Genomic DNA, 14,181 nt, shown 5'->3' on the forward strand with positions numbered 1-14,181 from the left:
AGTGGTGAGCGGTTCCTCGGTCGACGGCGATTGAGAAGGCGAGAGGCCCCGGCGTCTTGCTCTCAACACGGCGAGCAAAGAGCCGTATAATGCGTCGCGATCTCAATCTCGGGCCGCACTGCTAACGGATCGGCGGTCAGGTGTCCCGTAGAAGACTCAAGAGCGATCGTAACTCTCGACTCGAATCCATCGTCACGGAGGCTCCATCCATGTGCGTGATCGACCGACGCATTCTGTCGCCGGCGGCACTTGCCCTTCTGTTGTTCATGGCCGGTGCCGCGATCGCGCAGGCTCCGCCCTCCGTCAGGCCGTCTGGTTCGGCTCCGGCCCAGGCCCCTGCAACCTCCTCGGCCAATGATCCGGTGGTGGCAACCTTCGACGGGGGAACGATCACCCGGTCGCAGGTGCTTGATTTCCTCGGGCAGTTCGCGATCCCTGCCGATGCGAGAGAGGAAGTCTACACCACAGCCATCAATGCGCTGGTCAATCAGGAACTTTTCGCTCGATTTCTTCAGGAACAGAAGGTCGCCATCACGGCCGCGGAACTGGATGCCGAGGTCGCGAAGCTCGGCCAGCAACTTCAGCAGAGCGGACAGGGAAGCCTCAACAGCCTGATGGCCGAGATGGGACTGACCGAGACCGAGCTTCGTGAACGCCTGGCGATGAACCTCCAGTGGTCCAAGTACCTGCGATCACGGGCCGACGAAGCAACCATGCGGGGATATTTTGAGAAAAATAAGGATTTGTTCACAGGAACAACGGTTCAGGCGAGCCACATCCTTGCCCGGGTCGAGCCTGAAGCGACCGATGCCGAGAAAGCGGCAGCCAGGCAAAAACTGGTCGAATTGAAGCAGCAGATCGATACGGATGCGCTCGACTTCGCCGTCGCGGCCGACAAGTTCTCTGAAGACCCAAGCAACCAGGAAGCTCCCGACGGTGGCAACATCGGCTACTTTTCCCGACGAGGTCAGGTGGTCGAGCCGTTTGCCGAGGCGGCTTTCGCGCTGGAAGTCGGTGCGGTGTCCGATCCGGTGGAGACCGAGTATGGGTTCCATCTGATCAAGGTGACCGATCGCCGTTCCGGCCAGGATGTTACCTTCGAGCAGATTCGAGACGCAATCGAAGGAGTCTACGGGGAAGAACTTCAACAAACCATCATCGAAGAGGCGAGGGAATCAGCGAAGATTGACATCAAGCCGATGCCCGAGAACTTCTTTCCCGCGCCGACTCCCTCGGTGGGTGTTCCGGGAGCCCCGACCCCAGGAACCGTCCCCGGACGATCGCCCAGGTGATCACCCTGATCGCGTCCTGAGTTCGGCACGTGCCCCCCTTTTGCCTGCAGAGGGGGGGCAAGGTCCCTCGAACGACTTCCGTTATCGGGACTGATCCTGGAGCCAGGCGAGGGTGTCGGCGACCTGCTGATCGCTCAGAACGATCTGGAAGCCGGGCATTCGGTGGCGGCCATTGCGGAGAATCTCGGCGTAATCAACCGGCCGGAGCAGGACCGGGCGGGCGATGAGACTCACCCCGAGGTCGCCGCCAAAACCGTCGGAGCCGTGGCAGGTCGCGCAGTGCTCAGTGAAAACGGCCGCACCTCGCTCGGTCTGGCCTTCGGGAAGCGCGTTCGGATCGGGCTCGGGGCGAGTCGAGGATCGGGCCTCGTCGAGCGTTTGCCGATCGAATACGGGAGCGTCGGATTCAGTCGCATACGATTCGGCCAGGTAGGCAACCAGCAGCGCTGTTTCCTCGGGAGGAACGGGGGCACCCCAGCCGACCATCTTCTCGACCTCGGCGGCCCACTGTTCGGGAGTAAGACGCTGAGTCTCGATCATCTCGACCGAGTGGCACATCAGGCAGTTGCCTTCAAGGGTTCGGCGTCCCAACTCACGCGAGAAGGCCCGGTCGTCATCCCCAGCATCATCGTGACGAGGGGCCACCTGGGTGGGAGCCAATCCCATCGCGATTCGATCGGTAGCGCCGATGACCATCACGACCGTCAGGCAGAGGGCGACAAGAACGATTCGTGTCTGCATTACTCGATCCGATCCTCGGAAGAAAAGAACGTGGGCGTCAGGCCACCTCGACCGTGATCGATTCGATCGCATTCCAGAGGTAACCGCTCCGGTTCCAGGGGGATTGTTCCGGCTGGCGTTCGCCGTGGGAATCGATGGCTCGGGCGCGAAGGGTGTGCGATCCGCGCATCGCGTTCCAGGAGAAGTTCCAGGTCCTCCAGGAGCCTTCCAGGTCTGGCCCGGTCAGGGTTGCTGATTGCCAGGGCTCGCCGTCGATCGAAATCTGGACCTCGGTGATGCGACCGGGGCCGGTCCAGGCGACGCCGCTCACCTCAATCGGCCCTGAAGAGAGCGTCTGTCCCTCGCCAGGAGCGGTGATCAGCGACTTGACGTTCATCGCGGTGACGGGTGCGAGTTCCCCCTCCGAATCCTCGATCCAGGAGCCTGGCGGGGCGAGTTCTCGGGGAATGCGGTAGCCGGTTCGCTGGTAGAATCCGGGAGCTTCCTCGTCGGCCAGGGTGATCTCGCGCAGCCATTTGAGCGAATGATTCGCCGTCCAGCACGGAACGATCAGTCGAAGCGGCCCACCGTGCAGATCGGGCAGGGGCTCGCCGTTCATGTGGGTGGCGACCATCGTCATCGGATCGACCGCCTTGACCAGCGGAATACTCCGGAAAAACGCGGGTGTTTTCGGGTGTGGGGGGGTATCGGCCCCGAGCAGATGGACGTGCTTCGCCCCGTCTCGCACACCTGCCCGATCGAGCAGATCAACCAAGCGTACTCCGGACCATTCCGCGTTGCCGACCGCTCCCCTTGCCCAGGGAATGCCCGGAACATTCGGGCGGAACAACCCTCGGCCGTTTCCGGCACACTGGAGCACGACCGGTCTGGTGACCTGCTCCATCTCTGCCAGGTCGTCCAGAGACAGCGAGATTGGCCGATCGACGAGCCCCTTGATCTCCACCCGCCACGGCTCGGGCACGATGGCCGGCTCGATGAAGTGACTGCGCTTGAAGAACAGATCGTTCGGGGTGATCCAGCGTCCCAGGCTCGTCACCGGTGTTTCGGCATCGAGGGGGACCAGGTTTCGGATGATCAGCTCACGGTCAGTCTCGTCGGCTCCGGTGAACCAACCGAGCGCCTCAGACCCTCGCCAGGACCAGATGCCGATTCCCGCCGCGGTGCCGCCCAAAGCTCGACGGAGGAGCGATCGGCGGTTCGACTTCGGAATCGCATTCGTGTCATCCTGGCTCATTGCAGAAACTCCGATCGATCGGTTTCGATACCCTGGGGCTGTTGTGGTTGATTCTATCCCGCTTTGGCTCAGGGTCCAATTCCCGCCCCGAGCGACAGGGAGAATCAAAGATCCGAGAGGTCGAGCCGTCCCTGTTCTCGAAGGCTTGAAAAGCGTTGATACGTTTCCGCGATCCCCTGGTCGAGGCTTGTCCGAGGCAAGGGGCCGAGCTGCGCCTGCAGTCGGCTTTCATCAAGACTCGGGGCGATTGGCAACTGATTTGATCCGTGTGTGACGCGCCCTTTCGCGTCGGGCACGACCGATTCGAAGGTGGAAACAAAGGTTTCGATCGACACGACGTCCCCCCGAACGTTGAAGGCGTCGGCCCCCTCAAACGGGGCATCAAGGGCCCGGACGAAGGCGGCGGCCACGTCTCCGACATACTGAAGGTCCTGGAGGCCACCGTAGCTGATGGCGTAGTTGCGGCCAGCGGCGACAGCCTTGATGGCTTTCGTCGGCTCGCTGGTCATGCCGAAGTCTCGACCGACACCGTAGACGGTCCAGGGACGGAGCGCGATGCTCGAAATACCGTGGTCGAGCCAGTAAACCCGCGCATTCAGCTCGTTGCAGACCTTGTAGGCGCCGTAATGGGTCATCGGGGTGAGGCGGACCTCGTCGGCCAATGGGGCCCCGTCCGGCACTCCTGGGCCATGCACCGCGGCCGAGCTGGCGTAAACGACGCGGGAGATCTGATCTTTCAAGGCTCGGGCTGTTTCGAAAACCGCCAGCGTGCCGACCACGTTGACCAGCGCCCCCTTGATCGGATCGGCCCGGCAGAGAGGAACCTGCAAGGCGGCCAGGTGCAGTAACTGGGTGGCTCCGAACTGCTCGGCCGCCTCTCGAACGAGGCTTGGGTCGGTCACATCGCCGGGAATGAAGCGCACTCGCTCCAGTTGCTCGGAGTCGAGGAGCAATTCGAGGCGATGCGTGTCGCGTCTCAAGTCGAGGATCGCGACCTCATGTCCCCCTTCGATCAGTTGCATCGTGACCCAGGAACCGATGCATCCGTAACCGCCAGTCATCAAGACGCGCACGCCAATTGCTCCTGGCCCGAGGGCCTCATCGGTGTCTCGTGTCGATTGTTCGAATTCCCGAAGTGTATCGGCGCAGAAGTCGCATGCCCAGCGTAAGCCGGGAATCGCTGCAATCAGCCGCGGGATGACAGCCGGCTCCGAGATCGTGATTCAGAAGGAGCGAGCATCGTGTAAGCTAGGCGGCTTGCCTTGATTCGGTCTTGTCTGCCGAGGTCACGTTCATGCTGCTGGTCGCCGGGTCGATTCACTGGGAACACGTTCTGATCACGGGATTGGGCATCTTGGTGAGCCTTGTCAGCACAATGCACGTCTTGCTCCACAAGAAGGAAACACGAGCGGCCATCGGTTGGATCGGTCTGATCTGGCTCTCGCCGATTCTGGGCTCGGTCGTTTACGTCTTGCTGGGAATCAATCGGATCGAGCGTAAGGCCAGGGCATTGCGCCGGGATCGGCCTTCGGTTCACAAGCTCGACCCGGAAGGATATACGGATTCCCTCTTGCTTGAACGGCTCGGCCCGGAACGTGACCATCTGGTCACGCTCGCCCGGCTTGGCTTCGCGGCGACGGGACGCCAGCTCTTGGGGGGGAACCATGTCAAACTGCTCGACGGAGGTGATGAAACCTATCCGGCGATGGTCCGGCAGATTGATCGGGCCAAGTGGTCGATCACCCTCTTGACCTATATCTTTCGTAACGACGAGGCCGGGGTTCTGGTAGCCGATGCGCTCTCAAAAGCCCGCGACCGGGGGGTCGAGATTCGCATCCTGATCGACGGCCTTGGTTCGGTCCATGAGGGAGCACCGATCGTCGAGCACCTGCGGCGACTCGGCCTGACCGTCGCGCTGTTCATTCCCACCTTGCGTCCGGACTGGATGCGATATGCCAACCTCCGAAATCACCGCAAGGTTATGATCATCGATGGCCATGTCGGATTTACCGGCGGCATGAACATTCTTGATGACTTTCTGAGCAAGCCAGGCGCGATACACGGTGTCCATGCCCGAGATACGCACTTCGAGATTAGCGGCCCCGTCGTCACAACGCTTCAGCAATCCTTCGCGGATGATTGGGCGTTTAGTACCGAGGAAGTTCTCGATGGCGAGCTTTGGTTCCCCCAGCATCATCCGAGCGAGGGGCAAACCATTGCCCGGATCGTGGTCGATGGGCCGGACATGGAAGACGATCCGCTGGCAGCGGTCCTCTTCGGAGCACTCGCGGTCGCTCGGTCTTCCGTGTCGATCGTCACCCCATACTTTATTCCCGATCCTCCTCTTTCGGCGGCCTTGATTTCGGCGGTGCAGCGAGGCGTGAAGGTCGAGATTTTCTTGCCTCAGAAGAATAATCATCCGATCGTTCAGTGGGCTGGAATCCCTTTGCTCGAACCCTTGCTCGAAGCGGGATGCCGAGTCTTACTCCTTCCGCCGCCGTTTGATCATTCGAAACTGATGGTGGTGGACGATGCCTGGTCATTCCTTGGCTCGGCCAACTGGGATCCGAGAAGCCTCGTGCTGAATTTCGAGTTGAACGTGGAGTGTTACGATCCCGACCTCGCGGACGAGATCAATCGATCTCTTGAAGATCGACGTCGCCGCGCTCGTGAGTTATCGCTTGAATCCCTGAGGAGTCGATCGCTCCTGCTCCAACTCCGAGACAACCTTGCCCGGCTCTTCTCTCCGTATCTATGAACCTGGCGATGAATTTCAGACGTTGAGGTATTTCGCAATCTGATTCATCGTCGATCATCAAGGAGCTCCATCCGTGAGCGACTCGACTCGTCCCCTTGAGATTCCGATCGGGATCGACCAGATTCGTGACGCCGCCGATCGCCTCAGGGGACTGGCCCATCGAACCCCGGTCCTGAGCTGCTCAGCCCTGGATCAGCGAGTGGGAGCTTCGGTCTTCCTCAAGTGCGAGAACTTCCAGCGGATCGGCGCGTTCAAATTCCGGGGAGCAATGAACGCCCTTCTGCAACTGACTGAGGACGAGCGACACAAGGGGGTCGTCACGCACTCTTCAGGCAACCATGCCCAGGCGCTGGCCCTGGCGGCAAAACTTGCAGGGGTGCCGGCGTGTGTGGTCATGCCGCATACGGCTCCTTCCATCAAACGACAAGCGACGAAAGGCCACGGAGCCCGCGTGGTCTCTTGTGAGCCGACCGTGGAATCTCGTGAAGCAACCGTTGCCCAGTTGATGGAGGAGCATGGTTACACACTCGTTCATCCCTACGACGACTGGTCCGTGATTGCCGGAGCCGGAACCGCCGCCCTGGAACTGATCGAGGACGCCGGGCCGCTCGATGTCGTGATAGCCCCCGTCGGTGGGGGAGGGTTAATGGCCGGAACGTGCCTGGCGACGGCCGGAACGAGTCCCCGAACCCGATTGGTTGGCGCTGAGCCGGCTCGAGCCGATGACGCGAAGCGATCGCTCGAACAGGGAGCCATTCAACCGTCTCACAACCCAAGAACGGTGGCCGACGGTCTTCGAACGTCACTTGGTCGCCGGCCCTTTGCCGTACTCTCTCGCCATCTGGAGCGGATCGTGACCGCAGAAGAATCGGAGATTCTCCAGGCGATGCGGTTTATCTGGGAACGAGTGAACATCATCATCGAACCTTCGTGTGCCGTACCGGTCGCCGCATTACTTGCGGGTCGAGTTCCAGAGATCCAAGGAACGCGGGCCGGTGTCATTCTGACAGGTGGGAATGTTGATCTCGATCCGATGTTTCAGTCGCTCTCCGAACGATGGCTTGAGAAAGGTCGTTGACAGAGTTTCATTCCCGGCCTAGCCTTCTCATCGGGGTATCTGAGAATGCCTGTTGGCCGGGAAATTCTCCTCCTCGTCTTGAGAAAGCCGGATTCGATGCTCGCTCGAAGGTTTACTCGAATCGTGTCTGACGATTCCGGCGTATCAGCAGTTGAGTATGCGCTGCTGATCGCACTCATTGCGATGTTCTGCATTTCGGTGATCTCTGGACTGGGAGACTCGACTCAGGCTTCCTTGCAGAGGATCACCGATCTGCTGGTCAGTGGCGTTCGGGTTTAAGGCCATGCATGTCTGAGGCGTTTATGACCCCTGGACCTGCGATCGGATCCACTCCGTCATCTGGTTGAGGACTTCAGGAGCGATCGTCTGCTCGATGCCACCATATTCGAGCGGGGCCCCGCTTTCGGCTCGCTGAAAAAGATGATTGAGGCCGGGTAAGATCATCACACGTGACTTGCTGTTGCCTCCCTCGCGAAGCGAGGCTTCCACCTCGGAGGCATTCTGTGCGGGATCGACCTGGAGGTCCTTCTCACCGAACAGCGCCAGAACCGGGCAAGCGACTTGCCGAAGGGTCGGCCTCGGGTCATAGCTCAGGAAGAATCGGAACCAGGGACGTTGCAGCTCGGTGTTGGAGAGTGAAAGCGAGACCTCCGACTCGTCCATCGCGTCGCGTTGTTCGGGACTGAGGCTTTCGAGCAGCTTGCGGTTGAACGCCTCAAGCGCCTCGGCATCGACGGCATCATCCTCGCCCGAATCCAGCCGGGCCGTCAGTTCCTCCAGAACCTTGACCTGGTAGGTAACCAACTCGTCCGGAAGACCCGAGGCGCGAGCGATCAAATCGGTTTGCCGCAGGATGATCTCACGGCCGGTCACGCCGGTTCCGGCAAGCAGGACCAGAAACCCAACCTCCTCGGGGGCCTTGATCGCCGCCATTGGGCCGATCACTCCCCCCTCGCTGTGACCAATGATGCCAATCGTCTCGGGATCAATCTCGGCTCGATCGCTCAGGAACCGCACGGCAGCAAGGGCGTCGGTGGCGAAGTCTTCCGAGGTTGCCGAGGCGTGATCACCTTCTGACGCTCCAACCCCTCGGTCATCGAATCGGAGCACCGCGATGCCGGCGCGGGTCAGGTGATCGGCGATGACGAGAAAGGGCTTATGCCCCAGGATCGTCTCGTCCCGATCTTGCGGTCCGGAGCCGCTCACCATCACCGCAGCGGGAAACGGACCGTCTCCTTCGGGGATCGTCAGAGTTCCGGCAAGCTGAATCTTGGCATTTGGATTCGTGAACGTCACCTCCTCGATCGCATAGGGAAACGGCGGTTCCGGATGCTGAGGACGGTTGAGCGTACTGACCGCATCGACCTTTTCGAACGACAACGGCAGACTGAGGATCGATTGCGTCCACTGCCCCTCGATCCGCGTACGATCATCGTCCAACGTCCCTTCGAAGCTGCCGCCAATCGATTTGACCTCGAACCGGACAACCTTCCCCTCGACCGAGATCGCGGTGACGGGAATTCCGGAGACACCCTGATCGACGCTGTCGAAAACAGCCCGACGCCTGTTCGGTGTCTCCTCGACGGGTTCTACCCGCAATGCCACACGGAGCTTCTGGCCCAGCGGAAGCTCGATCGGCCCTTGCCAGATCCCAAGCAATGTTTCAGGAGCATCAACGGGCCGGGGCAGTTCGTCTTCCGGAGTCAGGGTCAGGGTGATCGGGGTTGCTCTGCCGCCCTGGTTGAATGTTCCCTTGATCGTCTGACCATCCTCAGCCAGCGTTCCCTCAAAGGTTGCCGCGATGGTCTGGCTTTCAAACCGGAGTGTTTGTTCAACGAGCGAAATCCGGTCGATCTTCAAACCGAACGACCCCTGATCGGGGCTGTCCAGAGTTCCCTCCAATTCCCCTTCCTGGGTCGAGGTGACATGGAGGACGAGGGCCAGCTCGGCGGGACCGACCTTCAGCGTCCCGACCCAGTGGCCAAGGGCAGGAGAAGCCTCGTCAAGGAACGAGCCTGCCGCGGTTGAGCTTAAGAACACGGTCGCCAGCATCAGAGAGGTCATGGGGATACCCAGATTGTCAATCGAGAATGAGAAAGATGCTCGAAGTGGCTTGTCGAGCCCTCCCGAGAAATACGATCCTCATCTTGGTGTCTTCGCCCTGGTATCGTCATTATTTCAGTGAATCACGCCCGGCACTCCGGTGAGCGATTCCAAGGGGAAGGACCTTCTGTCGAGGATGTGTCACGGAGTCGAGTTCAGCACGATGCATACCCGCGCGAACACTCTCGTCGATGGCCTTGTGGATGGCCCGACCGGCTGGCGGCTCGCTCCGGAGGGAGCCGCGATCTTCGAGGCCGATCGGATTGCGATCGTCGCCGATGTGCACCTGGGTTACGAGTGGGCCAGGGCCTCGGGGGGGGATGTCGTGCCGTCGCACTCGCTCGGCGAGACGATTGGCAAATTCGACCGGTTGCTCGCCCGCCTACCGATCAGTCGGGTGATCGTCGCGGGAGACCTGACCGAGTCGGCCGCGCCGTGTCCGAGGACGGCACGATCCTTGACGAGGCTTCGTCTTTGGTTCGCTGAACGTCAGGTCGAATTCATCCGGATTGCCGGCAACCACGATCCGCGACGACGGCCACCCTTGCCGGAATCGATCAGCGTGGGAGGCTGGACGATCGCTCACGGACACCGAGCGATCCCCGGTGACCGGATCGTCTTTGGCCATCATCACCCAACCTTGAAAGCGGCGGGACGATCGGCCCCGTGCTTCCTGTTCGATGAGCGGACCATTGCGCTGCCGGCCTTTTCCGCGAATGCGGCGGGCCTCGACGTGGGAACGGCCCCCTTGCCGAAGGCGCTGCGTGGCGACACTTTGCGCTGTGTCGCGGGGACGGGATCGGAATTACTCGACTTCGGATCGCTTGCTGAGTTGCGTGCTCGGCTCTCGGCCCGACGCGCCTGAGTTTGCTCTGCGCGATCAGCGGCGGTCGCGTCGTCGTCGGGCCGATTCGAGGTTACTTTGCAGATCGAGAACGACGAGCAACTCGGTCTGGCTCGGCCCGCCGAACCCGAGGTTCAGCGGCCCCCCCTTGTTCATGAAAATGCCCGGCAGGATCCCGGCCGAGATGAGCAAGGTCTTATCAAGCGGCCATTTGGGAATCGTCTGGTTGAGGCGGCTGTGGGCAACTTCCGGCACGTCGAGATCCATCTCGGCTGGGCCAATCTGACGGGGGACAATCACGCGGGTGAGATGCTTTCGCTTGACGACCGTGGCCCGCAAATCGACCGCCAGATCGACCGAGGTGCCGTCGTCTCGAAGCAACGGGCTGGCCCGAAGCTCGACTCCTTCCTCGATGGCGTCAACAGTGGGCTCGAAGCCGATCTGAACCGTGTTCGAGCGGTCGAGCCCACCTCGATAGGTGATCGGATCTTTCAGGCCGGTTCGGAGGCTGAGCGTCTGCCCATTGACGATCGGCTCTTTTCGCTCCTCGACGAGCCGGAACGCCTGGCTCAGCGACATGGTGGCCATCAACTGTTCGGTCGTGCTCGGCTCTACGAGCCAGGCTTGTTGAGCCTGCGGGCCTCCCCGCCCCTGAGTACCAAGCCGAACCGGTTCAAGTCGCGAGAAAACGTCGAGCCGCCACCTGGGATCGACCGCCGCGACAATCCGGACCCGGAGCGTCAAGACATCGAACCAGGCATCGACGAACCGTTTGTAGACCTCATTGACCTTCGCAATCACCTCTTCGCGATGGAAAGCGCGCAGTTGCTTCGAGGTGGCACTCAGGACCGCCAGATCCTCGCCGTGCCAGATGTCTGACCCGGTGTGCCTGAAGACCCACTCGATCAGCGCCGTCTCGGGCTTGGCCGTGTCTCGAGAGTGGGGCAGAGCGGTGTACGGGGCAATGTTGAAAATGCCCCAGCCGAGCCCTTGCTGCTTGATCTGGCTGGGGGGAGTGAACGGCAGATCCTCAGCCGGATCCGAGCCGCCTCGCCTCCCGATCTCCGGGGCGAGCGGATCAGTACCGATCCCGAGCAGATCCGGATCGAGCCCCGGCTCATCGACCATTTCCTGGGCCGGTCGGAAGCCTGACGACCGGCGATCCTGGCCCCGAGCCGCCCGACCGATCAGACCGCCGAGCATCATCGTCGAGAACAAGGCCGTGCGGCGATTCATGCCAGTGGCCTCCTTGCCTGCTGGCGGTGCAGTCGCGACGGGGTTCCAGGGGCAATCCCTTTAGGTGCGTCCGATCGGCGCGGAATTGCCCCACCATGTGTGCTGCAAACCTTAGCGAATCGCGCCAGGAGCACAAGGCCGATTCGCGTTCAGGTTTCGGCTTTGGCTCCGGAATGAGCCGAGTCAGTCGGTCCAGCCTTCCCAGGTTAAGCGGAGCGTTTCGGGCAGGACACGCCCGGCAGCCTGGTAGCCGTGGTAGCTGTCGTCGGTCACGAAGTCGACCTCATAGTGTTTATTGGTCAGAGCCTCGTGCATCCGGATGTTTGCCTCCCACCAGTCGCCGAAGCGGTTGATCAGGTCGTTGCGGCCGTCGTGCAGGACGATCTTGACGATCGGCTTGCGCTCCGACTCCCGGACGATCTCCGGATACGCTCCGCCCCCCCGGATGTTCGTAAAGCTGCCAATGTGGGAGCAAACCCTTCCAAACAGATCCGGTCGTTCCCAGGCCACCGTGAACGCACAGATGCCCCCCGACGAGGCCCCGCCGATGGCCCGAAACGAAGGGGCATCACGCAGGTTGAACTCCGACTCAAGGCGGGGGATGACCTCGTCAGCCAGGAACGTTGCGTAGCGATCGCTCAGCGTGTCGTACTCGACGCTCCGGTTGCGCGCACCGTCGTCGTTCACCCCCGGATTCAAGAGGGCAAGGATCGTGACCGGCATCTCGCCGTCGGCGATCAAATTTTCAACAACCGTGCCGACATGTTCGCGCTTGTAGGCATCACCATCCTGGAAGACCATCAACGCGGCCGGTTCGGAGCCGTCGTAGGCGCCGGGGATGTAGATCCAACCGGCTCGGTCGTTGTCGAAGACCTCGCTACGGAAGTTGAACTCACGGAAGGTGCCGTAGTCCTGGCCCGGCCGCTCGGACGACTCAGGAGGGTAGGTCCAGCCCGGCATCTCGATCGACCCGCCACCGATACGGTCGTCTCCCAGGGTCAACTCATAATTGAATTTCTGGTCGTTGGCGACTTCCAGCACGATTGCCCAGAGGCCGGTCTCACCGATCGGTTTCAGGTCCCGCCCTTGCTGCCGAGTCACCATCCCTTCGAGCCGGGGGGCGGGGTTGGCGTCGCTCGGTACGGCCAGGACGAACGCGGCCAGCCCCTCGTCATGAAAATGGGCTCCCCGAGCCGGGTCGACTCCTTCGGGGAGGCGTTCTCGAATGCGATCGGCCAGCCGGTCCCCCGCCTCGGCGTCGATCGGTGCCTTCAGCGCGTCTCGCAGTTCGGCGGCGGAGATCGGGTCAGATTCCAGCACGATGGTGAGGAGGAGGGAGAGGATCATGTGGGGATCTCGAATCGTCAAGAGGGAGCAGAAACGTCACGGTTGCGAGTCTCCCCGACGGCTCATCACCAGATACGCCGGGACACCCGCCAGGATGATGCCGAGACCGACAATCGACTCGGCAAACGTCTCCTGGAGCATGTTTCCAAGTAGCAAAGCCGCACCCGCCAGGTAGATCATCGGCGTGAAAGGATAGCCCCACGTCCGATAGGGACGCTTTAGGTCGGGCCTCGTCCGACGTAGAACGAAAACAGATGCGACCGTTAACGCATACATGAACGTCGCGCCAAAAATGACGTAAGAAAATAAAACGTCATAAAGTGGTGTCTGATTGAGTTTCACCCAGGCGTTTCGAAACCAGGCTGGCAAGCCACTCTCTGAACCAGGCGCCTCGATCACCAGGAAGATGGCCCCGGCGGCCGTCAAGAGCGCTGCCCAGGCGGTCTGAATGATGATCGCGTTGGCCGGCGTGTGAAATCTGGGATGAACATGACTGATCGAGTGCGGTAGCAAGCCGTCTCGGGCCATGGCAAAGTACGCCCGAGGCCCGGACAGGGCATTGCCGTTGAGTGCGATGAAGATCGATCCCATCACCACCAGGGCAATCAGCCAGGCGCCGGGTAGACCGAACAGCCGAACAAAAAAGGCTCCTGCGACGTTGCGGCCGTCAGGAGGTTGGGCCACGTCGGCCATCGGCAAGACGAGGTGATAGGAGAGCGTGACCCCCAGGTACACGGCGATCAGGGTCAGTGTTCCCAGAATGGCCGCACGAGGAATGTTCCGTTCGGGTTCTCGGATTTCCTCGGCAAGTGCCGTGATGTTGATCCACCCGTCATACGTCCAGAGCACGCCGACCATCGCCGCGAGCATTGCCCGCATCACCGATCCGCTCAGGTCCGTCGGCCACATGGGCGAGAGATTCTCGGTTCGGGCCACTCCCATCAGGAAGGGGAGCGGGAGCAGGATCATCGCGGCCATCGTGCCGACCTTCAGCACGGTGCCGAAGACCTGCACGCCGCCACCAACCCGGGCACCCAGAACGTTGAGAACGGCGAGCGTCGTCATTGCCAGGATCGCGACACCCGCGTCCCAGCCGGCCTTGGGAATGCCAGTCGGGGCTGGGACCACCTCTCCGAAATAGAGCGCGAATCCGGCTGCGAGGGCTGCGACCGATCCCGATCGAATCACCAGAAATTCGGTCCAGCCGAAGAGGAAGCCCGCCAGTTTCCCGAACGCTTCCCTCAAATACACATATGGCCCCCCGGCCTGCGGGAGCATCGCCCCCAGCTCGGCGACCGTGAGGGCTCCAGCCAGTGTGAGCAAGCCTCCAGCGATCCAGATGGCGATGATCAGACCGATCGACCCGAGGGTGCCCGCCACCCTTGCCGGCACGATGAAGATGCCCGAGCCTATCACCGATCCGACGATTGCACTGTAAGCCGTCGCCGGTCCCAGAACGCGAGGTAAAATCGGGCGCTGGGATTTTGGAGGGTCGTTGGACATCCAGACGTGCTCTCAAAGAAAGAGATGATGCATTGGGACGATTGA

At 61.4% G+C, this 14,181-nt stretch carries 11 protein-coding genes; 4 read left to right on the forward strand and 7 right to left on the reverse strand.

Annotated elements, in window-relative coordinates; genetic code table 11:
* The first annotated feature begins 209 nt into the window (after positions 1-209).
* Positions 210-1,292: a peptidylprolyl isomerase gene (locus HG800_RS05790; protein ID WP_169974736.1), complete on the forward strand. Its 1,083-nt coding sequence runs from the start codon at positions 210-212 to the stop codon at positions 1,290-1,292.
* A gap of 81 nt (positions 1,293-1,373) precedes the next feature.
* On the opposite strand, the gene HG800_RS05795 is transcribed toward HG800_RS05790, so the two are convergent.
* The 3 genes from HG800_RS05795 to HG800_RS05805 form a co-directional block, all read right to left on the reverse strand.
* Complete coding sequence (locus HG800_RS05795; RefSeq protein ID WP_169974738.1) at positions 1,374-2,033, reverse strand: c-type cytochrome; 660 nt, start codon at positions 2,031-2,033, stop codon at positions 1,374-1,376.
* A gap of 37 nt (positions 2,034-2,070) precedes the next feature.
* Positions 2,071-3,267: a sulfite oxidase gene (locus HG800_RS05800; RefSeq protein ID WP_169974740.1), complete on the reverse strand. Its 1,197-nt coding sequence runs from the start codon at positions 3,265-3,267 to the stop codon at positions 2,071-2,073.
* Positions 3,268-3,371: 104 nt separating this feature from the next.
* A complete protein-coding gene (locus HG800_RS05805) occupies positions 3,372-4,340 on the reverse strand; it encodes an NAD-dependent epimerase/dehydratase family protein (protein WP_315851978.1) in 969 nt (322 codons plus the stop codon).
* 221 nt (positions 4,341-4,561) lie between these two features.
* Here HG800_RS05805 and cls point away from each other — a divergent pair, with 221 nt between their 5' ends.
* Together cls and HG800_RS05815 are read left to right on the forward strand one after the other, a co-directional pair.
* On the forward strand, positions 4,562-6,025 hold the full coding sequence (gene cls, locus HG800_RS05810; protein ID WP_169974742.1) for a cardiolipin synthase: 1,464 nt from the start codon (positions 4,562-4,564) through the stop codon (positions 6,023-6,025).
* Positions 6,026-6,098: 73 nt separating this feature from the next.
* Positions 6,099-7,103 carry a pyridoxal-phosphate dependent enzyme gene (locus tag HG800_RS05815; protein ID WP_169974744.1) on the forward strand — a complete coding sequence of 335 codons (1,005 nt, stop codon included), beginning with the start codon at positions 6,099-6,101 and terminating at the stop codon, positions 7,101-7,103.
* Positions 7,104-7,403: 300 nt separating this feature from the next.
* On the opposite strand, the gene HG800_RS05820 is transcribed toward HG800_RS05815, so the two are convergent.
* Positions 7,404-9,167, reverse strand: coding sequence for an alpha/beta hydrolase family protein (locus tag HG800_RS05820; protein WP_169974746.1), 1,764 nt, complete (start codon positions 9,165-9,167; stop codon positions 7,404-7,406).
* Positions 9,168-9,369: 202 nt separating this feature from the next.
* Here HG800_RS05820 and HG800_RS05825 point away from each other — a divergent pair, with 202 nt between their 5' ends.
* Positions 9,370-10,071, forward strand: a complete 702-nt coding sequence (locus tag HG800_RS05825; RefSeq protein ID WP_169974748.1) for a metallophosphoesterase — start codon at positions 9,370-9,372, stop codon at positions 10,069-10,071.
* 15 nt (positions 10,072-10,086) lie between these two features.
* On the opposite strand, the gene HG800_RS05830 is transcribed toward HG800_RS05825, so the two are convergent.
* From HG800_RS05830 to HG800_RS05840, 3 genes are all read right to left on the reverse strand, one after another.
* A complete protein-coding gene (locus HG800_RS05830) occupies positions 10,087-11,286 on the reverse strand; it encodes a hypothetical protein (protein WP_169974750.1) in 1,200 nt (399 codons plus the stop codon).
* Positions 11,287-11,469: 183 nt separating this feature from the next.
* A complete protein-coding gene (locus tag HG800_RS05835; RefSeq protein WP_169974752.1) occupies positions 11,470-12,633 on the reverse strand; it encodes an alpha/beta hydrolase in 1,164 nt (387 codons plus the stop codon).
* A gap of 36 nt (positions 12,634-12,669) precedes the next feature.
* On the reverse strand, positions 12,670-14,136 hold the full coding sequence (locus HG800_RS05840) for an APC family permease (protein ID WP_169974754.1): 1,467 nt from the start codon (positions 14,134-14,136) through the stop codon (positions 12,670-12,672).
* Positions 14,137-14,181: the final 45 nt, after the last annotated feature.

It is taken from the genome of Tautonia rosea, assembly GCF_012958305.1.
GTDB lineage: Bacteria > Planctomycetota > Planctomycetia > Isosphaerales > Isosphaeraceae > Tautonia > Tautonia rosea.

Excerpts from the sequence above, each read along its gene's own strand:
- HG800_RS05825 (WP_169974748.1), top strand. The coding sequence starts at position 9,370 with ATGCATACCCGCGCGAACACTCTCGTCGATGGCCTTGTGGATGGCCCG.
- HG800_RS05820 (WP_169974746.1), bottom strand. The coding sequence starts at position 9,167 with ATGACCTCTCTGATGCTGGCGACCGTGTTCTTAAGCTCAACCGCGGCA.
- HG800_RS05795 (WP_169974738.1), bottom strand. The coding sequence starts at position 2,033 with ATGCAGACACGAATCGTTCTTGTCGCCCTCTGCCTGACGGTCGTGATG.
- HG800_RS05790 (WP_169974736.1), top strand. The coding sequence starts at position 210 with ATGTGCGTGATCGACCGACGCATTCTGTCGCCGGCGGCACTTGCCCTT.
- HG800_RS05800 (WP_169974740.1), bottom strand. The coding sequence starts at position 3,267 with ATGAGCCAGGATGACACGAATGCGATTCCGAAGTCGAACCGCCGATCG.
- HG800_RS05830 (WP_169974750.1), bottom strand. The coding sequence starts at position 11,286 with ATGAATCGCCGCACGGCCTTGTTCTCGACGATGATGCTCGGCGGTCTG.
- HG800_RS05840 (WP_169974754.1), bottom strand. The coding sequence starts at position 14,136 with ATGTCCAACGACCCTCCAAAATCCCAGCGCCCGATTTTACCTCGCGTT.
- HG800_RS05835 (WP_169974752.1), bottom strand. The coding sequence starts at position 12,633 with ATGATCCTCTCCCTCCTCCTCACCATCGTGCTGGAATCTGACCCGATC.
- cls (WP_169974742.1), top strand. The coding sequence starts at position 4,562 with ATGCTGCTGGTCGCCGGGTCGATTCACTGGGAACACGTTCTGATCACG.